The 21,290-nt window shown below is 69.5% G+C and carries 21 protein-coding genes; 10 read left to right on the top strand and 11 right to left on the bottom strand.

Annotated features, from left to right (window positions below; all coding sequences use genetic code 11):
- The first annotated feature begins 169 nt into the window (after positions 1-169).
- The 3 genes from ACFWY5_RS18200 to ACFWY5_RS18190 all read left to right on the top strand — a co-directional run bounded on the left by ACFWY5_RS18200 (position 170) and on the right by ACFWY5_RS18190 (position 1,606).
- The gene (locus tag ACFWY5_RS18200) at positions 170-520 is read left to right on the top strand and encodes a VOC family protein (RefSeq protein ID WP_379610993.1); all 351 of its coding nucleotides are present in this window, start codon (positions 170-172) and stop codon (positions 518-520) included.
- 182 nt (positions 521-702) lie between these two features.
- Positions 703-1,110, top strand: coding sequence for a helix-turn-helix domain-containing protein (locus ACFWY5_RS18195; protein WP_379610992.1), 408 nt, complete (start codon positions 703-705; stop codon positions 1,108-1,110).
- A 34-nt stretch (positions 1,111-1,144) separates the two neighbouring features.
- Positions 1,145-1,606: a VOC family protein gene (locus ACFWY5_RS18190; RefSeq protein WP_379610991.1), complete on the top strand. Its 462-nt coding sequence runs from the start codon at positions 1,145-1,147 to the stop codon at positions 1,604-1,606.
- 340 nt (positions 1,607-1,946) lie between these two features.
- On the opposite strand, the gene ACFWY5_RS18185 is transcribed toward ACFWY5_RS18190, so the two are convergent.
- Genes ACFWY5_RS18185 through ACFWY5_RS18175 form a run of 3 tightly spaced genes read right to left on the bottom strand, consistent with a single transcriptional unit; the run spans position 1,947 to position 4,305 of the window.
- Positions 1,947-2,141 (bottom strand): ferredoxin, encoded by a 195-nt coding sequence (locus ACFWY5_RS18185; RefSeq protein ID WP_379610990.1) that lies wholly within the window; start codon positions 2,139-2,141, stop codon positions 1,947-1,949.
- Positions 2,142-2,151: 10 nt separating this feature from the next.
- Positions 2,152-3,375: a cytochrome P450 gene (locus tag ACFWY5_RS18180; protein ID WP_379610989.1), complete on the bottom strand. Its 1,224-nt coding sequence runs from the start codon at positions 3,373-3,375 to the stop codon at positions 2,152-2,154.
- 21 nt (positions 3,376-3,396) lie between these two features.
- The gene (locus ACFWY5_RS18175; RefSeq protein WP_379610988.1) at positions 3,397-4,305 is read right to left on the bottom strand and encodes an RNA polymerase sigma-70 factor; all 909 of its coding nucleotides are present in this window, start codon (positions 4,303-4,305) and stop codon (positions 3,397-3,399) included.
- Between the two features lie 225 nt (positions 4,306-4,530).
- Here ACFWY5_RS18175 and ACFWY5_RS18170 point away from each other — a divergent pair, with 225 nt between their 5' ends.
- From ACFWY5_RS18170 to ACFWY5_RS18155, 4 genes are all read left to right on the top strand, one after another.
- Positions 4,531-5,382, top strand: a complete 852-nt coding sequence (locus tag ACFWY5_RS18170) for an SDR family NAD(P)-dependent oxidoreductase (protein ID WP_379610987.1) — start codon at positions 4,531-4,533, stop codon at positions 5,380-5,382.
- A gap of 32 nt (positions 5,383-5,414) precedes the next feature.
- Positions 5,415-6,608, top strand: a complete 1,194-nt coding sequence (locus ACFWY5_RS18165) for an NAD(P)/FAD-dependent oxidoreductase (RefSeq protein ID WP_379610986.1) — start codon at positions 5,415-5,417, stop codon at positions 6,606-6,608.
- 222 nt (positions 6,609-6,830) lie between these two features.
- Entirely contained in the window at positions 6,831-7,256 is a 426-nt protein-coding gene (locus tag ACFWY5_RS18160) for a peptidase inhibitor family I36 protein (RefSeq protein ID WP_379633101.1), read from the top strand.
- Between the two features lie 45 nt (positions 7,257-7,301).
- A complete protein-coding gene (locus ACFWY5_RS18155) occupies positions 7,302-8,195 on the top strand; it encodes a hypothetical protein (RefSeq protein ID WP_379633098.1) in 894 nt (297 codons plus the stop codon).
- A gap of 48 nt (positions 8,196-8,243) precedes the next feature.
- On the opposite strand, the gene ACFWY5_RS18150 is transcribed toward ACFWY5_RS18155, so the two are convergent.
- Complete coding sequence (locus tag ACFWY5_RS18150; protein ID WP_379633096.1) at positions 8,244-9,680, bottom strand: pyridoxal phosphate-dependent decarboxylase family protein; 1,437 nt, start codon at positions 9,678-9,680, stop codon at positions 8,244-8,246.
- 101 nt (positions 9,681-9,781) lie between these two features.
- Here ACFWY5_RS18150 and ACFWY5_RS18145 point away from each other — a divergent pair, with 101 nt between their 5' ends.
- A complete protein-coding gene (locus tag ACFWY5_RS18145; RefSeq protein ID WP_379610979.1) occupies positions 9,782-10,240 on the top strand; it encodes an Lrp/AsnC family transcriptional regulator in 459 nt (152 codons plus the stop codon).
- Here the strand turns inward: ACFWY5_RS18145 and ACFWY5_RS18140 are convergent.
- From ACFWY5_RS18140 to ACFWY5_RS18120, 5 genes are all read right to left on the bottom strand, one after another.
- A complete protein-coding gene (locus ACFWY5_RS18140; protein ID WP_379610978.1) occupies positions 10,229-12,247 on the bottom strand; it encodes an AAA family ATPase in 2,019 nt (672 codons plus the stop codon). The genes ACFWY5_RS18145 and ACFWY5_RS18140 overlap by 12 nt on opposite strands.
- Positions 12,248-12,265: 18 nt before the next feature.
- Complete coding sequence (locus ACFWY5_RS18135; RefSeq protein WP_379610977.1) at positions 12,266-12,973, bottom strand: DUF2306 domain-containing protein; 708 nt, start codon at positions 12,971-12,973, stop codon at positions 12,266-12,268.
- A 14-nt stretch (positions 12,974-12,987) separates the two neighbouring features.
- Positions 12,988-13,824 carry an SDR family NAD(P)-dependent oxidoreductase gene (locus tag ACFWY5_RS18130; RefSeq protein WP_379633094.1) on the bottom strand — a complete coding sequence of 279 codons (837 nt, stop codon included), beginning with the start codon at positions 13,822-13,824 and terminating at the stop codon, positions 12,988-12,990.
- A gap of 79 nt (positions 13,825-13,903) precedes the next feature.
- Positions 13,904-14,773, bottom strand: a complete 870-nt coding sequence (locus ACFWY5_RS18125) for an SDR family oxidoreductase (RefSeq protein WP_379633092.1) — start codon at positions 14,771-14,773, stop codon at positions 13,904-13,906.
- 2 nt (positions 14,774-14,775) lie between these two features.
- Positions 14,776-16,176, bottom strand: coding sequence for an MFS transporter (locus tag ACFWY5_RS18120; protein ID WP_379633090.1), 1,401 nt, complete (start codon positions 16,174-16,176; stop codon positions 14,776-14,778).
- A 157-nt stretch (positions 16,177-16,333) separates the two neighbouring features.
- Here ACFWY5_RS18120 and ACFWY5_RS18115 point away from each other — a divergent pair, with 157 nt between their 5' ends.
- Entirely contained in the window at positions 16,334-17,008 is a 675-nt protein-coding gene (locus tag ACFWY5_RS18115) for a TetR/AcrR family transcriptional regulator (RefSeq protein ID WP_379610973.1), read from the top strand.
- Between the two features lie 79 nt (positions 17,009-17,087).
- Here ACFWY5_RS18115 and ACFWY5_RS18110 read toward each other — a convergent pair whose 3' ends face one another.
- The gene (locus ACFWY5_RS18110; RefSeq protein ID WP_379633088.1) at positions 17,088-17,936 is read right to left on the bottom strand and encodes an alpha/beta fold hydrolase; all 849 of its coding nucleotides are present in this window, start codon (positions 17,934-17,936) and stop codon (positions 17,088-17,090) included.
- Positions 17,937-17,994: 58 nt separating this feature from the next.
- The gene (locus tag ACFWY5_RS18105) at positions 17,995-18,963 is read right to left on the bottom strand and encodes an alpha/beta hydrolase (protein WP_379633086.1); all 969 of its coding nucleotides are present in this window, start codon (positions 18,961-18,963) and stop codon (positions 17,995-17,997) included.
- Positions 18,964-19,353: 390 nt separating this feature from the next.
- Here ACFWY5_RS18105 and ACFWY5_RS18100 point away from each other — a divergent pair, with 390 nt between their 5' ends.
- Positions 19,354-21,162, top strand: a complete 1,809-nt coding sequence (locus ACFWY5_RS18100) for an alkyl/aryl-sulfatase (protein WP_379633084.1) — start codon at positions 19,354-19,356, stop codon at positions 21,160-21,162.
- Positions 21,163-21,290: the final 128 nt, after the last annotated feature.

Raw genomic sequence — 21,290 nt, 5'->3', positions numbered from 1 at the left:
GCCTGGAACGAGCACTACAGCCAGTGGGTACGCGAAGGCCGCTTCGTCTTCCCCCACACCGTCATCGAAGGCGGCCTGCCCGCGGTCCCCGGCGCGCTCATCGGCCAGCTGAACGGCAGGCACCGGGGAAACACCCTGGTCCGGCTGTGAAACCCGAAGGAGCACGACGATGAAACTGAACGGTATCTACGCGGGCATCCCGGCCGTCGACCTGGCAGCCTCCCAGCAGTGGTACGAGCGGGTCACCGGCCTGAAAGGGGACGCGGAGTCGGCACCCGACATGGTCGTCTTCGAGGTCTCCGGAGACAACGGGTTCGAACTCGATCGCGTCGAAGCCGTACCGGCCGGGACGGGTTGGGGTCTCCGGCTCGTGGTCGAGGACGTGGAACGTGAGCGCGCGAGCCTGGTCGAAAACGGCTTCACGCCCAGTGCGCTCGAATCCGTCCCCGGCCTCGTGGCCTTCTGCCACCTGCACGACCCTGACGGCAACCTGGTCACCGTGGTCCAGGAGCTGAGCTAGACCCCGAGCTGGTCCGCCCAACCGGTCGCGTACGGCTTACGCGTCCGTGACCGCGGCTCGCCGGCATGTTCACCCATCCCCCACCGTTCCAGGGGCGGGCAGGGTGAGCAGGCCGGCGAGGGGACTCCGATGCCGGCCGTACCCGCACGTCAATGGCTCGTCGCCTGCCTGCGTTAACTACGATGGGTTACGTGCTCAGCCCGGGTGAGGACCAGAACCGGCGGCTGTTGCGTGCACGGGACGCGATGGACCGGGAATTCGCCCACCCCCTCGACATACCCGCGCTCGCGCACATCGCCCTGATGTCGCCCACCCATTTCACCCGGTCGTTCCGGGCGACGTTCGGCGAGACACCGCACCGGTACCTGCAACGGCGGCGGATCGAACGTGCGATGGCGTCACTGCGCTCCACGTCGGTCAGTGTCACCGACATCGCCGCGCAGGTCGGCTTTGAGAGTCTGGGGACGTTCAGCCGTACGTTCCGGGCCATCGTCGGCATGTCCCCCACCGAGTTTCGGTCAGGCACGTCACCGGTCGATGTCCCGGTGTGCTTCGTCAAGGCGTGGACCAGACCGAGTCGTTTCGGATAAGCCATCACGCCCTTACTGTCCGTAGGGTCGAGGCATGTTCTCTCGTATCAGCATTCATTCCGTGTACGTGCTCGACCAGGACGAGGCGCTGGACTTCTACGTCGGCAAGCTGGGCTTCAAAGTGACCTCCGACGTCGACATGGGGTTCATGCGCTGGCTCCTCGTCGCTCTGCCGTCCGACCCGGACCGGTCGATCCTCCTGGAAAAGCCGGGTCCGCCGTCGCTCAGCGAGGAGACCGCCGCCCAGGTCCGCGACCTGGTGACCAAGGGCGCGCTGGGCGTCGCCGCGATCCTCAACACCGACGACTGCCAGAAGACCTACGACACCCTCAGCGCCAAGGGTGTCGAATTCACCGAGAAGCCCACGCAGCAGCCGTACGGCATCGACTGTGCGCTGCGTGACCCCTTCGGCAACCACATCAGGATCACACAGTTGGCGGCGGGTCCCGTCGAGGTCACGGACGAGGACATCGCCCGCTGGCGCGGAGACAAGTAGACCTGTCAGTCCTCTTCCCCCAGGAGCGAGGAATTCGTGGTGGCCCGCCGCGTACATCCTGGCCACCTCACGGTGGATGACCCTGCCGCTAGAAACCACGCTCCCCTATGCCACCTCGTCGGGGGCGCGGGAGTCGAAGCCCTACTCAGCGCTCCACGTCTACAAGATTGGTGCACTCGGTGCTGGACTTCGTGCCGCAACCGGCGTGGCCGCCGCTCTCCCCGTGATGACCTCCGCTGGCGGGCTCGTCGGCAGTGCGAGCGGCCAACTCGCCCAGGTCCGCCCGACGATCACCAGGGTCCCGGCTGACAGCACGTACCGTGAACGCCTCGTGTCGCGCTCACTCCCGCAGGATGGACAGGGCTTGGGAAGGGCACAGGGTGACGGCGTGGCGTGCCTGTGTGGCGCGCTGGTCGTCGGGGTGGTCGGTCAGCAGGGCCACGATGCCGTCGTCGTCCTGGTCGAAGACGGCCGGTTCGGTCAGCACGCACTGGCCGGAACCGACGCAACGGCCGGTGTCGGCTTTGATCCGCATCACGTCCTGCTCACCAGGTGACCGGAAGTTCGTGGACGCCGTAGACGACGGCGTCGTTCTTGAAGGGCAGGTCGTCGGCCGGTACGGCGAGCCGCAGCGTGGGGATGCGGCGGAACAGCGTGTCGAAGACGATCTGCAGTTCCATCCGGGCCAGGTTCTGGCCGAGGCACTGGTGCGGGCCGAATCCGAAGGTGAGGTGGTGGCGGGCGCCGCGTTCGACATCCAGTTCGGCCGGATTCTCGAACGCCGCGGGGTCCCAGTTGGCCGACAGGCCGGAGACGATGACGCCGTCGCCGGCCCTGATGTTCACTCCGCCGACCCGCACGTCTTCGGTGGCCAGCCGGGAGGTGACGGTGTCGGCGATGGTGAAGTAGCGCAGCAGTTCCTCCACGGCCATGGCCGTCTTGCCCGGATTGGCCTTGACCACGGCCAGTTGCTCCGGATGGGAGAGCAGCGCGACCACGCCGAGCGAGATCATGTTCGCGGTGGTCTCGTGTCCGGCGGTCAGCAGCAGGAAGGCCAGGCTGACCAGGCCCGTGTGATCGGGTGCGCCGTTCCGGCGTTGCCGGGCGATCTGCCGGCTGAGCAGGTCGTCGCCGGGTTCGGACTCTTTGCGGGTGACCAGGTCGTCGAGGTAGGCGCGCAGTTCGATGAAGGCGCGATTGCGGTCCGCGGTCGAGGTCCGGCTCACCATCATCGTGGTGCGGCTTTCGAAGAAGTCGTGGTCGGTGTACGGCACGCCGAGCAGTTCACAGATCACCAGGGACGGCACCGGCAGGGACAGCGCCCGCACCAGGTCGACCGGGTGCCGGTCGGCGGTGAGCATGTTGTCGATGAAGTGGTCGACGATGTCCTGGATCCGCGGGCGCAGCGCGGCCAGGCGCTTCACGGTGAACTCGCTGATCACCGGGCGGCGGGCCGCGGAGTGTTCTGCGCCGTCCATGCCGAGCATCACCGGCGGCTGGCTGCGCTGCAGTTGCAGGGTCGCCGCGTCGAGGTTGAACAGGGGGAAGCCGTCCTTGCGTTTGTCGGAGGAGAAACGGGGGTCGGCGAGGACGGCACGGCCTTCCTCGTGCCCGGACACCCACCACGCCTGCCCGCCGCTGGTCAGGCGGACCTTGCTGATCGGCGCCTGCTCGCGCAGCCGTTCGTAGGCGGTGGGCGGGGCGAACGGGCAGCCACGTTCGACCGGCAGCTCGAGTCCGGCGAGTTCGCCGGCAACGCTGTTCGTCATGAAGGACCTCCCAGTAGGTGTTCATCGCAGGGTGAGCGGGGTCTCGGAGGCGATGCGGGTCAGCTTCCGCGGGTTGCGGACGTAGTACAGGCCGGTGATGCGGGCGTCCTCGACCCGCGCCGCGATGACGCCGTCGATCTCGCCGTCCATGCGGAGCAGGAGCGCCGGGTTGCCGTTGACCACGGTGGGCTCGCTGGTGAGCGCCACCTGAGCCTTGCCGAGGCCGTTGACGATCATGCGGGCCACCTTGCCGGCGCCGGTGATCGGCTGCGGCACCGCCTGTTTGACGCCGCCGCCGTCGCTCACCAGAACGACCTGCGGGGCGAGCACGTCAAGCAGGCCCTGCAGGTCCCTGGTTTCCAACGCGCGCCGGAACGACTCCAGCACGGCCCGCGCCTGGCTCGGGGAGACCACCTCCCGCGGCCTCCGGGCGTCGACATGCCGGCGGGCGCGGTGCGCGATCTGCCGGACGGCCGCGGAACTCTTGCCGACGGCGGCCGCGATCTCCTCGTGACTGATGCCGAAGACTTCGCGCAGCACGAAGACGGCGCGTTCGGTGGGTGAGAGCGTCTCGAGTACGAGCATGAGCGCCATCGACACGCTCTCGGCGAGCTCGACGTCCTCGGCCACGTCCGGCGCGGTGAGCAGCGGCTCAGGCAGCCAAGGGCCGACGTAGTCCTCCTTGAGACGCCGCATGGCGCGCAGCCGGTCGAGCGAGCGCCGGGTGGTCACCCGCACCAGGTAGGCGCGCTGGTCGCGTACCTGCTCCCTGTCGACCTTGACCCACCGCAGCCAGGTTTCCTGCAGGGCGTCCTCGGCGTCGGCGGCCGAGCCGAGCATTTCGTAGGCGACGGTGAACAGCAGGTTGCGGTGGGCGAGGAACACCTCGGTCGCCTCGGCGGCGTCGTCCATCTGGCCGCGCTCGTCCATACCCGTCTCCTGCCTGGTCCCCGCGATTCCTGCTCTTATGCACAAGGCGCCGGCGCGTACCGCTGTGTGACACCCGTGATCGGTGACACACGTCACACGACCGCGCTGTCACAAAGTCCGGGGCGCCGACGCCGCATGGTCATCAGGACACCACGCGAACGATCGCCTTGGCCGCGTCGCGTGATGAGCGCCGCGCACCCCACCGCAAAGGAACGGGAAGTCATCATGAGCATGGTCTGGTTCGTCACCGGTTCGTCACGCGGCCTGGGCCGCGACTTCGTCGAGGCCGCCCTGTCGCGCGGCGACAAGGTGGCGGCGACCGCGCGGAGCACCGCGAGCCTCGACGAGTTGGCCGCCGCGTACGGCCAGGCGGTGCTTGCGCTGGAGCTGGACGTGACCGACAAGGCCGCCGTCTTCGCGAGTGTGAAGCGGGCCGCCGAGCATTTCGGCCGTCTCGACGTCATCGTGAACAACGCCGGCTACGCCCAGGTCGGCGCGATCGAGGAGCTGGCCGAGCAGCAGTTGCGCGACCAGCTGGAGACCAACCTGTTCGGCGCGATGTGGGTGATCCAGGCCGCGCTGCCGTACCTGCGCGAGCAGGGCGGCGGGCACGTCATCCAGCTGTCCTCGGCGGCCGGGCTCATGGCGATGCCGCTCAGCGGCGCCTACAGCGCCTCGAAATGGGCTCTGGAAGCCCTGAACGAATCGCTCGCCCAGGAGGTCGCCGACTTCGGCGTCAAGGTGACCATCATCGAGCCCGGCGGCTTCGCCACCCGGGGCGGCAAGAACCCCGATCCCCTCAACAACGGCCACCTGGCCGAGCCGAGCCCGGTCTACGACGGCCTTCGCCGGCGTATCGCCGAGTTCGCGGGAAAGCAGCCCGCCGGCGACCCCGCCGCCGCGGCCCAGGCCCTCCTCAAGATCGTCGACTCCGCCGACCCGCCCCTGCGGGTGCTCTTCGGCCACGGCTTCTACCCGATGCTGCGGCAGGTCTACGCCGACCGGCTCAAGACCTGGGCCGACTGGCAGGACCTTTCTGCGCAGGCGCACGGCGACCTCGACCAAGGAAATCGGTGACCCACCAGCAACAAGCCCGACAGGAGCACTACATGAAGCACCGCATCGTCGTTCTCGGCGCCGGCTATGCCGGGGCCTATGCGGCCGGCATCCTGGCCCGTCGGCTGTCCCCGGCCGACACCGAGATCACCGTGGTCAACGCCGTGCCGGACTTCGTCCAGCGCATGCGGCTGCCCCAGCTGGTGGCCGGTCAGGAGGTCGAGGCGCCGAAGCTCGCCGACGTCTTCGCCGGCACGGGGATACGGCTGCGCCTGGCCCGTGTCACCGCCATCGACCCCGAGCGCCAGATCATCACCATGACCGACGGCGCCGGCGGACTCGGCTACGACACGCTCGTCTACGCGCTCGGCAGCCACGGCGACGTCGAGGGTGTCCCCGGCGTGGCCGAGCACGCCTTCGACGTCGCCGCCCGGCCCTCGGCGCTACGCCTGCGCGAGCGCCTGGCCAGCCTGGACAGGTGGGGCGAAGGCGGGAACGTGGTGGTCGTCGGTGACGGGCTGACCGGCATCGAGACCGCCACCGAGATCGCCGAGTCCCGGCCCGGCCTGTCGGTGGCGCTCATCGCCCGCAGGCAGTTGGGCGCCCGGCTTTCGGCCGGAGCCCGCGGCCACCTGCGCCGGGCCTGCGACCGGCTGGGCGTCACCGTCCTGGAGCACACCAGCGTCCAAGCCGTCGAAGCGACGCGGGTGCTGTGCGCCGACGGCACCGCCCTGGCGTCCGACGCGACCGCGTGGACGGCCGGGTTCGCGCTCGACCCCATCGCCGTCGCCGCCGGCCTGGCGGTCACCGGGAACGGCCAGATCGTCGTCGATCGCACCATGCGGTCGGTCTCGCACCCGAACGTGTACGCCATCGGCGACAGCGCCCACGCCATGGGTGACAACGGCCGGCCGATGCCGATGTCCTGCGCCTCGGCCGGTTACACCAGCCGGCAGGCGATCGAGGCGATCGTGGGACGCCTGACCGGCCGTCCGATCCCCCACACCAAACTGATCTACACCTACAACCAGATCAGCCTCGGCCGGAGGGACGGGATCCGGCAGGCGGTCGACGACCAAGGACAGGCGAAGCCGGCATACGACGGCGGCCGCAAGGCCGCACGTACCAAGGCGGGCATCCTCACGATGTCGCTGTGGGCCACCTCGCACCCGACCTTCGGCATGCCCAGGCGCAAGCACCGCCTGGCCGCCGCACCGGACACGACCGCCGAAAGAGCGCCCGCGTAGCCGCCCGCGACGGCTCCCGGCGCCTCGAACAACTCCGAGCCGGCTGTCCCCCTCGGTGGCCCCTCGCTCGTCGCCTGAGTATCAGCGACACCCGACCAGGCTTTCAGCCCGAGCCAGGGGAGACGCCTTCATGAACGTGAGTCCTCCCCTTGTTCCGGCTTCGGACGAGAGGAGGCCAGCAAAAGATCTTGAGTCGCCCACACAGTATCGAAAGGAATGCACATGAAGGGTAAGACCGCTCTCATCGCCGGCGCCATGTCGCTCAGCTTCCTGGGATTGGCAGGGTACGGCCCCGCCGCCCAGGCCGCCGCAGCACCCGGCGACGAAGTCTCCTACGAGGTCGTCAGTGGAGTGTCCGTACGGTCGGCCGCGTGTGCCAACAACCGCTTGTGCCTGTTCGAGCACGACGACTTCCGAGGACGGACCTACATCCAGATCAGGATGCCCTCCCCCGGCAGATGCGGGACCCTGCCGAACAGGTACAACAACTGGGCAAGCTCTCACAAGAACAAATACAACCGGAAGATCCGGTTCTACGACCGCCGTAACTGTGCCGGAGCCTCCGGATACGCCGCACGAGCCGAGAGCGAGGACAAGGACCTCACCAACAACGGCTTCGACAACAAGACCACCTCGCTGAAGCGCTGACGTGACCCACGCAGACGCGGCGGCAGCGTCCACCCGGCGCAGGCGATGATCGGCCCGCTCCGGCGATGGAGCATCTCCCTGGCATCGGCGTTCCTCGCCGGAGCGGTCCCGGCCTGCTCGGCGGCACCGGCTGCACCGGCGGCCCCGCCGGCCCGTTCGCACACGGCCGCCGTCCCAGCACCCGGCGAACAGGCCCGGAGGCTCACCCTCCCCTTCGACGCCTACGACTTCAGCCCGGCCGAGAACATGACCCTGGAGGTCGCCGAGGACCTGCTGGTCCGCGACTGCCTGCGCGCACGCGGCATGGCCTGGCACGTGCTTCCCGCCCCTGCCGGCAGCGAGAGCGAACCACCGCACCGCCGCCGCTACGGCGTCATCGAACGCGAGATCGCCGATGTGTTCGGGTACCACACACCCCCTGACCGGCCGGTCGTGGCCGCCCGCAAGCAGCACGATCTCGCCCGAACGGCACAGGCGTCGCCCACCGTGCGCAAGGCCGCCGACCGATGCCTCGACCGAGCGCGCGACCACCTGTCAGCCGGGGCGCCGAACGCCGACGCCGGCTTCTTCAACAAGACCATCTTCGCCTCCTTCGACGCCTCCCAGCGCGACGAGAAGGTCACCCGGGCGTTCCGTTCCTGGAGCGCGTGCATGGCGGGCGAAGGCTTCCCCTACCCCGACCCGCTCACCGCGATCACCGACCCACGCTGGGAGACGAGCCAACCCACCCCACAGGAGATCCGCACGGCCCAGGCCGACCTCAGCTGCAAGGACAAGACCGACCTCGTATCCATCTGGGCGGCAGCCGAGACCCGCATCCAGAACGACGCCATCGGCCGCCACCCGAAGAAGTTCCAGCGGCTCAGGGCCGTCAAGATCCGGCAGCTTGAAGCCGCCCGCCGGGTCATCGACCGCACGCGACCGATGGACAGACCATGACGCAAGCGCATTGACACACCGCGCCGCCGTGCCGATGGCGGCGTTTCCCTAGCGAGCGACGCGAGACCTTACGTCGTGGGCCATCTCGGCCAGGCGGTCCACGATGAGATCGATGTCGGCGTGCGTGGTGCGGTAGTTGGTGACGCACGCGCGGATGCCGTGCCGTCCGTTGAGCCGGGCCGGGCCGAGGAGCGCGGTGCCCTCGTTGATGAGGGTGGCGAGTGCGGCGGTGTGGTCCGCCTCGGTCGCGCCTTTGATCTGAACGCACACGGCGGTGAGCGGTACGGGCGCCATGAGCTCCAGATCCGGCTCGGCCTGGATGCGGCCGGCCAGATATTGAGCGAGGTCCAGGGTACGGCCGATCACCGACCGGAAGGTGTCGATGCCGAAGGCCTGCAGCGCGCTCCAGATTTTGAGCGCCTTGAACCCGCGGGACAGTTGCGGGCCGTAGTCCATGTAGTCGACCATCAGCGGGTCCTCCGCGACGGTGAGGTACGAGGAGGAGAAGGCGAAGGCGTCTCTGAGCTGGGTTCGGTCGCGTACCAGCAGGCACCCCGCCTCCAGGGGAGCGAAGAGAAGTTTGTGCGGGTCGAGAGCGATGGAGTCGGCTCTGGCGCAGGCGGCGAGTGCGGGATCGCTCCGGTCGGAGAGGACGAACAGGGCGCCGTAGGCGCCGTCGACGTGCAACCACAGGTTTTCGCTCATGCACAGGTCCGCGATCTCGGCGATCGGGTCGATGGATCCCGTGGTGACCGTTCCGGCCGTGGCCACGACGCAGAACGGCTCCAGCCCGGCTGCGCGATCGTCGCGAACGGCTTGCTCCAGAGCATCGGCGCGCATGCGGTGACGGTCGTCGGCGGGGATGTGGCGGACGTTGTCCAGCCCGATGCCGAGAATGGCCGCCGCCTTGTCCACGCATCGGTGCGCCTCGGCCGATGTGTACAGGACGAGCCGGGGGCCGGAGTTCTGTAGCCCCTGCTCGCGGTAGCCGGGCCGGTGGGCGTGCAGGGCTGTCGCGAGAGCGTTGAGCGTCGCGATCGACCCTCCTCCGGTGAGGATTCCGCCGGACTGCTCGCCGTAGCCGAACAGTCCGGCCAGCCATGAAACGACGGCGCGTTCGATCACGCTCGCGGACGGGGAGAGCTGCCAGAAGTTGCAGTTCTGGTTGATGGCGGCGGCGATCGCCTCGGCATAGGGGGCGATGCCGTTGGGCGGACCGAGAACGTAGGCGAGAAAACGCGGATGACTCACTGTCGTGGAATTCGGCAGGATCTTGTCGTTGATCTCGTGGAAAAGTCCCTCGATCCCGATGCCCTTGTCGGGGAACGGGGTCGTGAGCAGGTTCGCGAGAACCTCGCGGTTCACCTCGGGGACGAGCGGGCGCCCGGGGATGGAGTCTTCGTAGCCCTCAAGGAAAGCGGCCAGCAACCGGCCGGCCGTTTTGTGGCCGTCCTTGTCCAGGCTCAGTGTCGGATGCTCAGTCATCGCGGCCCCTCCCAGGTATCCCGTGGTCAACGGTAGCCACATCGCCCTGGCACGCGATGCCAAAGATGCCCGGCAGCGGACGGCGATTAGCATGGTGTGCCATGGACAAGACCGATCGAGCAATTCTCGCGCATCTGATGAAGGACGGGCGGCTGGCCAACATCGAGCTGGCGGACCGCGTGGGCTTGTCGCCGTCCCCGTGCCTGCGCAGGGTTCGCCAGCTCGAGAGCAGTGGTGTGATCACCGGCTATTACGCCGCGGTGAACCCCGCCGCGATCGGCCGGGCCTTCCACGTGCTGCTCCATGTGGAAATGGCGCTTCAGGACAGGGCGACGATCGAGGCGTTCGAGGCCGAGGTTCGCCGGCTGGAAGAGGTGGTGCACTGCCGTCGGATGTTCGGCCAGCCCGACTATCTGCTGAGCATCGCGGTGGCCGACCTCGACGCCTATGAACACCTGTACATGACCAAGCTCACCGATCTGCCCGGCGTCGCACGGACCAATTCCCAGTTCACCATGACCACGGTCAAGACCACGCCGGGGTTTCCGTCAATTCCCTAGTGCTGCACCGCCTGGCCGCCGGCCCCTGCCGTACAGCTCGCTGTGCCACAGGTCGGCGCAGACGCGTTCGATGCCGCCCGTCAGGTGCCTGCGGAAGGTGGTGAGGGGCAGACCGAGCTTTTCCGCGGCCAGTTGCTGGGTGGGGGTGCCGCTCAGGAACGTGGCGGCCAAGGTGCGGTGGAACTTGACCGAGCGCGGGTCCTCGCGCAGATCGTCGATCGCCTGGCGCAGGAGATCGTGCAGCGCCGTCGCCGGGTCCTGGCCGCTCCGCTCGGTGATCAGCCTGGTGCGCGTCAGCGGCGAGGCGGCCAGCAGGTCGAGCCGTGGCAGCCGGCGCAGCGCCTTCCTGACCTCCTCTTCGAACTCGGCCCGCGACAGTACCGCGAGCCTCGCCGGGGTGGTGCCCGGGTCGCCGGCGGGCGGCCGGTTCAGGTGCTCCAGCCACGCCGACGCGGGAGCCGTCCGCCAGTCGTGGGCGAACAGGCCGTACGTCGCCCGCCCCGCCGCGGGCGGCTCCGCGATGGGCGGCATGCCCAGGCGCCGGAACCGCTCCGCCAAGGCGGGGCACGGATCCCAGGCCGCGAGGTACGACCACGCCAGCCGTTCCGTACGCAGGCAGTTGCCGATCAGCCGCCGCATGATCAGCTCCAGAACCGGCGCGTCACGAGCGGAGGCCGGCACCCACACGCGGCCGACGGCCAGGTGCTCACCGGGGCGCAGTGGCGCGGTGGCGCGCGCGTGTTCCCACGCCGCGGCCACGACGGGGTCGGCCGCCAGTTCCGACTCGTCGAGCTCGGGCAGGCACAACCAGGCGCAGTACGCCAGCGGTTCGCCGCTCGCGGCGCGCCGGTAGACGCGGAACGACTCCGGACGGCGTCGCGCCCAGAAGCCGGCGCCGGCGGCGGGCGCCTCCCCCTCCGCGGCCGTGGCCATGCGGATCAGCGTGTCCGTGTCCCCGGCGCGTAACACGTCCTCTCTGATCCCGGTCTCCTCATGGGCGCCGCCGGCCTGGTGCAGGTAGAGCAAGGCCGCCGTCGCACCCGGCACGTCGGGATCGGCCGCGTTCCGCACCTTGCCGGCCAGATACGCGTGAATACGGTCGTGCATGTCGGCGTACGCCTGCGGGTCCCGCCACCGGAAGTCGCTTTCCAGCACTTCGCGCACCACATCGTGCGGGACCAGGCCCAGGCCGCTCGACTCCACGAACGGCAACCGGCGCAGCCATGGGAACAGCGCGCCCGCGTGGTCGGGAAGCACCGTACGCAGAAGGTCCTCCGTGGTGACGTACGCGTGCGCGCACACCTCCAAGGCGCGCAGGTGCGCCTCGGACGGCACCGGCCCCACCATCTGGTCCAGCAGCGCGGCCACCACGTCCTGGCGTGAGGAGGTCCGGTTCCTGATCGCCGCGGCCCTCAGCCGCAACGCCAGCGGATGCCCGGAGGCGAAGGCCAGCACCGGCTCACGCTGTTCGTCCGGCACCCCGCTGAAATCCAGCAGCGCACGCGCGTCCGCGGGCGCGAGCCCGCGCAACGCCAGCACCTCAAGCGCACCTTCCCACCCCGGGTCGGCCTGCCAGAGCATGTCCGGCGGGAACCGCCCGGCGATCGCCACCAGCGCCCCCGTCGGCACCCGCGGCAGAAACCTCTCCCACAGCCACGCTTCCAGAGCTTGGACCTGGTCGAACGCGTCCACCAGCAACACCGCACGGGCATCGCGCAGCACCGGTTCCGCCGCCGCCTCGAACGCCGCGGGTGACCCGGGCGTGACCCGTCCGTCGACCTCGGTCACCACGCGCCCCGACGCCGCGGCCTCGCGCTGGAACATGCGCAGCAACGCCGATTTCCCGACGCCGCCGGGTCCGTGCACGTACAGGACACTGAAGTTGCCGCCGCGCAACGCCGCGCGAAAGACCTCAAGCTCCTTCTCCCGCCCCGCGAACGCCAGCTCGCGCGCGGCCCGCACCCGCCGTCCGAGCACGTCGGACCCGCGGGCGGTCTCCGCCGACATGGCCACGAACCTCCAGACCTAGCTCGGCTCGGCGGCCGGTACGGCCTCGCCGAGCCGCCGGCGGCGGGCCAGCGGCGCGAGCGTGCGCTGGATGATGAAGTACTCGGCCACGGCCACGTTGACCAGGATGGACGCCCACACGCTGAGGTTGTAGATCTCCTCGAACGGCACCGCGGTGGCCACCGACTGCTTCAGCATCAGGCCGGTGAGCAGGTAGACGCGCAGGGAGACCGCGGCGAAGGTCAGGGCGTAGTTGCGAATCAGCCAGATCCGGTGCAGCTGTACCTGGCCGCGGCGGATGCTCAGGTAGGCCTTGGCCAGCGTGTACAGCCATCCCGCGACCAGAAGGTAGAAGGCGATCTGCACCGAGAGGCCGCCGAGCGAGAACGTGGCGGCGAACAGAGCCGCGCCGCTCGCGAACAGGACGGAGATCATGTAGACCCGGCCCGCCACCCGGTGCAGCTTGGGCCGGCGGGCGCGCAACCGGGCCATGAACTGGAAGGGGCCGATGATCAGGGCGAGGCCGCCGGGTACGGCGTGCATGGTGAGAGACAGGTAATGCAGCGCCACGTCCGGGTCGATGGGCACGTTGCTGTCGGCCGGGTTCCCCGACAGATAGGGCGGCAGCGCGTAGGCGGCGATGCCGATCGCGGATACGGCCATCAGCCCCCACAGCGCCCACCACCAGCGGTGGAGGTTGGTCCGGGGGGCGGGAGAGGAGGTCATCACGGTGCTCCGTTTCAGTCCAGCCAGGTGGACATGGCGTCGACGACGGCGCTGCCGTCCAGATCCGCGAGGGATCTGCCGACCGAGGCGGCGGCGGCTTGCGAGGTCTGCCACCGGAATCGGGGCGTGGCGGTCGTCGCGGCCTCGATCACGACAGCGGCCGCTTCCTGAACCGGCTGGGCCCGCGTCAGGTTGTCGACCGCGCTCTGGAGGTACTTCTCCGCCAGGCCGCGGTAGGGGTCGTCGGGGCCGGGGAACGCCCTGTTGTCCACGTTGTCGACGAAGTTCGTCGAGACGGCCGCCGGTTCGACCACGCTGACGGCGATCCCGAAGCGGGCCGCCACCGGCGCGAGCGACTGCATCAAGCCTTCGAGGGCGAACTTGGCGGCGATGTAGCCGTCGAGGAACGGCTGCCCCACGGCTCCGCCTTCGCTGCTGACGCTGACGATCCGGCCGCCGCCGGACTTGCGCATCGACGGCAGAACGTGCCGGGTGAGCGCGGCGGCGCCGAGGAAGTTGACCTCCAACTGCAGCTGTAGAGCGTCGTCGTCGACCTGCTCCAGGGTTCCGAGGATGGCTTGGCCGACGTTGTTGACGAGAAGAGCGATGGGCCCGAGATCAGCCGTCACCTCGTCGACGCGGGCACGGGCGCCGTCGCGGTCGGTGACGTCAAGCTGCCGGATCGTCAGATCGACTCCCTGGTCGGCGGCCTCGGCCCGCAGCCGGTCGGCCCGGCCGGGGTCGCGCATCGTGGCGACGACGTGAAAGCCCTCGCGCGCCAGTCCCACGGCGGTGTGCAGCCCGATTCCGCTGGACGTTCCCGTCACCAGCGCGATCTTCCTGTCGCTCATGTCGAACTCCTGCTCGGTGTGTCGTGGAGGAGGCAGGCGTACCCGCCTCCTGATGGGCCGGGCCGCCGGTCGCGGGCCGTCATGCCGGGGTGAAGGCGGCGGCGTGGTCGCGGGCGAAGTCGGTCAGGTCCCGTGCCGGTTGCCCGGTGAGGTCGGTGAGGTCGGTGTAAACGTCGGCGGCCTCGCCTCTGGCGTAGTGCGCGTAGTCCTCGACGAGGCCGTCGGCCTGCCAGGGCGGCAGCATCTGGTGCATCGCGGCGGCGAAGTCGGCCGGAGACATGTCGGCGAAGGTGATCCGGTGGCCCGTCGCGTCCGACAACGCCCGGGCGATCTCGGCGTGGGTCACCGCGCGTGGGCCGGTCAGGGTGTAGGTGCGGCCGGAGTGTCCGGGCTCGGTGAGGACGACCGCGGCCGCGGCGGCGATGTCGCGGGTGTCGATGAGACTCACGGGCGCCTCGCCGATCGGGGCGCCGAATCGCCGTTCCGCTCTGATCACGCCGGCGAAGTTCAGCACGCCCTGCATGAACAGGTTCGGGCGTAGCGTGGTCCATTCCCGCAGGCCGAGGGTGGACACGAAGGACTCCACGGCGGCATGCCAGCGCAGGAACCGCACGGGCGAGTCGGCTCGTGCCGCGTACTGGGACAGCAGCACCAGCCGCGGCACCCCGGCGGAGCGCACACGTTCGGCGAACCGGATCTGGCCCTCGGCTGCGTCCGGCGCGGACGGGCTGTTCAGGAAGACCGCGTCCACCCCCCGCAGCGCGGTGGTGACGGCCCGCTGGTCGTGCAGGTCCGCGACGACGGGTTCGGCTCCGTCCGGGAGGGAGGCCGCCCGTTCTGGTGTACGCGTCATCGCACGCACGTGTACGCCGCGCGCCAGCAACTCCGGCACCACCTGCGACCCGATCCCTCCGGTCGCACCGACCACGAGAACCGTCGATGTCTCCATGATCATCCTTCTACCTGTGGGTCGGACTCCGGCGTGCGGTGTGCCGCCGGGATGAGGGACAGAAGGGCGGCGACGAGGGCGAGCACCGCCGCGCCGAGGAAGGCATCGGTGTAGGCGACGCCGTCGCCCGCCTCCGGCCGCGCGCCGGCCGTGGCCAGCGCGATCAGGGCCGCGAGCCCGAGGGCTCCGCCGAGCTGACGCGTGGCGTTGATCAGACCGCTGAGCAGGCCGGTCTCCCCCACGACGGCGCCGGAGACCGCGATGGTCGTCGCGTAGACGAATCCGAGACCCAGTCCGGCGCCGATCAGCAGGAACGGCCCCAGAAGCGCGGTGACGTACTCGCTTCCGGCCTCGCTCTGGGCGAGCCAGAACAGCCCCGCGGACAACGCGGCCAGCGCGCCCGCCATCGCCGATCGCAGACCTGTCAGCCGGGCCAGCCACGGAGCGCCGAAGCCGCCCAGCGTGATCAGGACCGCGATCGGCAACTGGCTCAGGCCGGCCGTGGCGGGCGACATGCCGAGGACCTGCTGCTGGTACAGGGACAGGAAGTAGAACAGGCCCACCGACACCGCGCCCAGCAGGAGCATCACGGTGTTGGCGATGACCACCGGCCTGCGCCGGAAGACGCCGAGCGGGACGAGAGGGTGGCCGGAGCGCAGCTCGACGACGATGAACGCCCCCAGCGAGAGCGCGCCGACCGCCAGGCTCCCGACCGTGCGCACGGAGCCCCATCCGGCTTCGGGGGCGGAGATCAGCCCAAAGGCCAGCGCCGAGATGCCCAGGGTGATGGTGGCCGCCCCGAACAGGTCGAACCGCCCTCGCCTGACCGGGGACGGCGGCAGCGCGTACCCCACGAGGACGGCCACGAGGATCTCGATCGGCACCGGAAACCAGAAGATCGCCGGCCAGCCCAGGGCCTGGGTCACCACTCCCCCGAGCGCCACGCCGAGCAGGCTGCCCGCGCCGAGGCTCCCGCCCCAGACACCGAGCGCGCGCCGCCGCTCGCCGGGCTCGGGGTAGAGGCCGAGCATGAGCGAGAGCGCGGCGGGAGTGAGGACCGCCGCCCCCGCGCCCTGAACGATCCTCGCGGCGATCAGGGTGGTCGCGTCGAAGGCGAGGGCGCACGCGATCGACGCGACCACGTAGATCGCGACGCCGGTCAGGAACATCCTGCGGCCGCCGAGCAGATCGGCGAGCCGGCCGCCCAGCAGCAACAGTCCCGCGAAGGCGATCAAGTAGCCGTCCACGACCCACGACAGTTCCGCCGTCGACAGGTTCAACGCCGTCCTCATGGCGGGCGTGGCCAGGTTCACCATCGAGACGTCGAGGATCACGGTGCCCGCGGCCATGGCCAGGGCGACCATGGCCAGGGCGCGTCGCGACCTGGTCGTGGTGATGCCCATGGCTGACCTCCTTCGGGTGCTAAGTGACACTCTTTACTCTGTGAGAACTTCTCGCTTTACGGATTATGCATTGCCAAACATCACAGCTCAAGTCAAAGCGAAATATTCTTTGCTTCTGTGGGCCATGTTATGATTGCTAGACCCATAGGAGGATGCGATGCCCACACCCGCCCCCCGTAGCTCGATGCGTGAACGTTTCCGCGAGCAGGTCCGGGAGGACGTGAAGGCGACGGCCCTGGACCAGCTCGCGGAAGGCGGGCCCCAGGCGATCTCGATCAACGCCATCGCCAAGCAACTGGGAGTGTCGGGAGGCGGGCTCTACCGCTACTTCGCCAGCCGTGACGACCTGCTGACCGCCCTGGTCATCGACGCCTACGAGGACCTGCACGACGCCATCGCCCAGAAGCTGGGCGGCGAGGCGGCCGGCCGTACCCCTGAAGAGCGCTTCCGCGCGCTGGCCCGGTCCTACCGGGCCTGGGCCCTGGCCGAGCCGCACCGCTACGAGCTGCTGTTCAAGCCCCCGGTACCGGGCTACGACGCGCACGCCGAATCTCTGGCCGCCGCGGCCCGCTCGCTCATGGTGATCCTCCTGGGCGTCCTCGCCGAGTTCGCCGGCGAACCGGCGACCTATCAGAAGGACGACGTTCTCGCCGCCCGAGCCGCGGGCTCCGCGGACTTCCGGCTCGCGGTCGCCGTGTGGTCATGCGTGCACGGCATCGTCAGCCTCGAACTCGGCGGCGGCCTGTCGGCGATGACGGTCGAGGTCGACGCCCTCTTCGAGTACGAGATCGAACTCCTCATCGAGAGAATCGAACGGGAGCATCGCGACTGAGGCTCGTGGTGGGGGACGCCGTCCCTGACCACGCCTCCCGCCTTCGGTGCCGAGCGGCTGGTCGCCGGCTGGGGTGGGTTCAGTCGCGCGCGGCGCGGCGGATGAGGTCGGCGACCTCCGAGGGTTCGGAGACGGTGATCGCGTGGGAGGCGCCGGGGACGGTGACGGTGTGGGCGTCGGCCCGCTCCGCCATCCATTTCTGGGCCTTGGGCGGGATGTTGAGGTCCCGGCCGGCGACGAGGGCGTAGGAGGGGATGGTCTTCCAGGCGGTCTCGGTGGCCTTTTCCTCCAGGGCGGCGGTGGAGACCGGCCGCTGGGTGGCGGCCATGACGGCGGCGGTGGCGTCGGGGACGTCGGCGGCGAACTGCTGGTGGAAGCGGTCCTGCTTGATGGTCAGCTCGGTGCCCGTGCCGCCGCCGGGCAGGGGGTAGGAGGCGCTGCTCACCGTGTCGCCGAGGGTGCCGCCGGGGAATTTGGCCGCCAGTTCGGCGGCGTTCTCGCCGGTGGCGGGGATGAACGCGGCGATGTAGACCAGGGCCTTGACGTTCGGGTTGCCGGCGGCGGCCTGGGTGATGACCGAACCGCCGTACGAATGGCCGGCCAGGATGACGGGGCCTTGCACGGTGTCCAGGAGGCTGCGCACGTAGGCGGCGTCGTCGTGCAGGCCGCGCAGGGGGTTGGCCACGGCGATGACGCGGTAGTGGTCGCGGCGCAGGCGCTTGATGACGTCGGCCCAGCTGGAGGCGTCGGCGAAGGCGCCGTGGACGAGGACGACGGTCGGCTTGGCCCTGCTCGAACCCCTGTCATGGGAGGCGGCGGCGCCGGTCGTGGTGGCGGCCAGCAGGGAGCCGATCACGAGGGGCGCGAGAGCCAGCTTGGCCAGGTTACCGACGGCCGGGCGAGAGGTGGTGCGTTCGGGACGGAACATGATGTCTCCTTGCGGAAGGGGCGACCGGTGCGGGAACTCCGTTCCGCGCTTGCGTGGGTCAGTTCTGGTGGAGTGCGGTGCGCAGTGCGTGGACGGCCTGGTCGATGGCCGCTTGGGCGGCGTGGGTGTCGCGCAGGGCGTTGAGCATGACGAAGTCGTGGATGATGCCGAGGTGGCGAACGGCGACGACGGGGACCCCGGCGGCGCGGAGTTTGGCGGCGTAGGCTTCGCCTTCGTCGCGCAGCACGTCGGCCTCGGCGGTGATGACCAGCGCCGGTGGCAGTCCGGCCAGATCCTCCAGTGACGCGCGCAGGGGCGAGGCGGTGATGTCGGCGCGTTCGGCGTCGATGGTGGTGTACTGGTCCCAGAACCACCGCATGGCATCACGGCGCAGGAAGTAGCCTTCGCTGAACTGATGGTAGGAGGCGGTGTCGAAGCTCGCGTCGGTGACCGGGTAGAACAACACCTGGGCCCGCAGGGACACGTCCCCGCGTTGTTTGGCCATCAGCGTCAGCGCGGCGGCCATGTTCCCGCCGACGGAGTCACCGGCCACGGCGACGCGCTCGGCGTCCAGGTTCTTGCCGGCGCCGTGGGTGACCACCCAGCGGGCGACGGCGTAGTTCTGCTCGATGGCGACCGGGTAGCGGTGCTCGGGCGAACGGTCGTACTCGGGGAAGACCACGGCGGCCCCGATGCCGACGGCCAGCTCGCGGACGAGACGGTCGTGCGTGTGGGCGTTGCCGAACACCCATCCGGCGCCGTGGATGTAGATCACCACGGGGACCGGTCCAACGGCGTCCCGGGGCCTGACGATCCGGGCTCTCACCGAGCCGGTCGGGCCGCCTTCGACGGTGACCCACTCCTCATCCACCTCGGGCTTGGCGACCTCGCCCGCCTGCACCTCGTCGACCGCGGCGCGAGCCTCCTCCACGGGGATCTGGAACAGGTAGGGCGGCTGGGCGGTGGCCTCGGCGAACGCCGCTGCCGCCGGTTCGAGCACGGGAGCGGTGGGGGTTCTCTCAGACATGCAGGCTCCTTGACCGGACAGCTTCTCCAAAACGCGAGAGCTTCTCTCGCTAGAGGGAGTATGCAACATAGATGCAGAGACATTCAACCAAGCGCAAGAGATTCTTTCCTTTACGCGCATGTGTTACGTTCGGCATAGGAAGTCGGCAGGCGGACAACGTGCTCGACACCGGCCGCCCCTGACGTCGGGTTCCGCATGACAGACACCTGCGACTCTTCCAAGGTCATCGGAGCGGATGAAGGCCGCGTACTTCCTGGGAGTGCCACACCCAGGACAGCACGCTCCCGCTTGCCGCGAATGCCGACAAATGACCCTTTCGTAGCGCTGCCCAGAAGGAGGGCCGGGAAGTGAGGAGAGGGCCAGGATCATGAGCGGCCCTGAGGAGTAGTTGTGACCGACCTGCCCTCGTTCGATGACCGGACAGACTTCACCGACGCCGACAGAGGATTCGTCGCGACCGCGGCGGAGACGAAGATCACCGGTGAGTCCGGGGCGGTGGTATGGGATCTGGAGTGGTACGCCTTCCTCGACGGCGACTGCCCGGACACGGCCAACCCGAGCCTGTGGCGCCAGTCCCGGCTCTGCGCCAAGCACGGGCTGTTCGAGGTCGCTGAAGGCATTTACCAGGTACGCGGGTTCGACCTGTCCAACATCTCCTTCATCGAGGGCGAGCGCGGCGTCATCGTCGTCGACCCCCTGCTGTCGGCCGAGTGCGCCGCGGCGGCGCTCAAGCTCTACCGGGAGCAGCGCGGCGACCGTCCGGTCACGGCCGTCATCTACACCCACTCCCACGCCGACCACTTCGGCGGCGTCCGGGGAGTCGTGCCCGACGGCGCGGACATCCCGATCATCGCCCCCTCCGGCTTCCTGGAGCACGCGGTGGCCGAGAACGTCTACGCGGGCACCGCGATGAACCGGCGGGCGATCTACATGTACGGCGCGGAGCTGGCCAAAGGCCCCGCCGGCCAGATCGGCGCCGGACTCGGCCAGACCACCTCCACGGGGACCATCTCGCTGATCGAGCCGAACCTGTCCATCACCGAGACGGGCCAGGAGGAGACGGTCGACGGCGTACGCATCGTCTTCCAGCTCACGCCGGGCACCGAGGCGCCCGCGGAGATGAACTTCTCGCTGCCCGACCGGCGTGCCCTGTGCATGGCCGAGAACGCCACCCACAACCTGCACAACATCCTGACGCTGCGCGGCGCCATGGTTCGTGACCCGCGGGTCTGGGCCGGCTATCTGACCGAGGCGATCGAACTGTTCGCCGGCCGCTCCGACGTGCTGTTCGCCTCGCACCACTGGCCGACCTGGGGCACCGAGGCGCTCACCACATTCCTGACCGAGCAGCGCGACCTCTACGCCTACCTGCACGACCAGACGCTGCGCATGCTCAACCAGGGCTACAACGGCGCGGAGATCGCCGAGATGATCCAGCTCCCGCCCACGCTTGCGCGGTCCTGGCACGCGCGCGGCTACTACGGCTCGGTCTCCCACAACGTCAAGGCCATCTACCAGCGCTACATGGGCTGGTTCGACGGCAACCCCGCGCACCTGTGGGAGCTGCCCGCCGAGGAGTCGGCCAGGAAACATGTGGAGTTCATGGGCGGCGCGGAGGCCGTCCTGCCCAAGGCCAAGGCCGCCGTCGACGCGGGCGAACTGCGCTGGGCGGCCCAGATGCTCAACTACGTGGTCTTCGACGACCCGGACAACACCGACGCCCGCGACCTGCTCGCCAAGGTCTACGACAAGCTCGGCCACGGCGCCGAGAACGGCCCCTGGCGCAACTTCTACCTCCAGGGCGCCGCTGAACTGCGCGGCGACAAGGCGGACGCCAGCCTGGACACCGCCAGCCACGACGTCGCCCGCGCCCTGAGCGTCGAGCAGATCTTCGACTCCATCGCCATCCGCATCGACGGCCCCCGCGCCTGGGACACCCGCCTGACGATCGACTGCCACTTCACCGACCTTCAGCAGACGGTACGGCTCCGCCTCGCCAACGGCGTGCTCGTACAGACGCACGACCACGAAGGAACCCCAGCCGACCTCACACTGACGCTGACCAAGCCGCAGTTGCTCGGCATGGTCGCCACGCGCAGCCACGACGGCGTACGGAGCGAGGGCGATCCGCAGGCGCTCATCACGCTGCTGGGGCTCCTGGACACCCCGGATCGCGACTTCAACATCGTCACGCCGTAGCCCTCCCGCGGCCCCGAGATGAGAGATCGACTGGTCCCCTCCGCGCGGCGCCGCACGCCGAAGGCGCTCGGCGCGATGATCAACGCACCCCTCTCGCCCTGGTTCGTCCTGGGAGGGGGTTGCCCGCG

The organism is Nonomuraea sp. NPDC059007, assembly GCF_042740555.1.
In the GTDB taxonomy this organism is placed as follows: Bacteria; Actinomycetota; Actinomycetes; order Streptosporangiales; family Streptosporangiaceae; genus Nonomuraea.
Note: the sequence above shows the minus strand (reverse complement) of the source record. Positions and strands in the feature narration are given on the sequence as shown.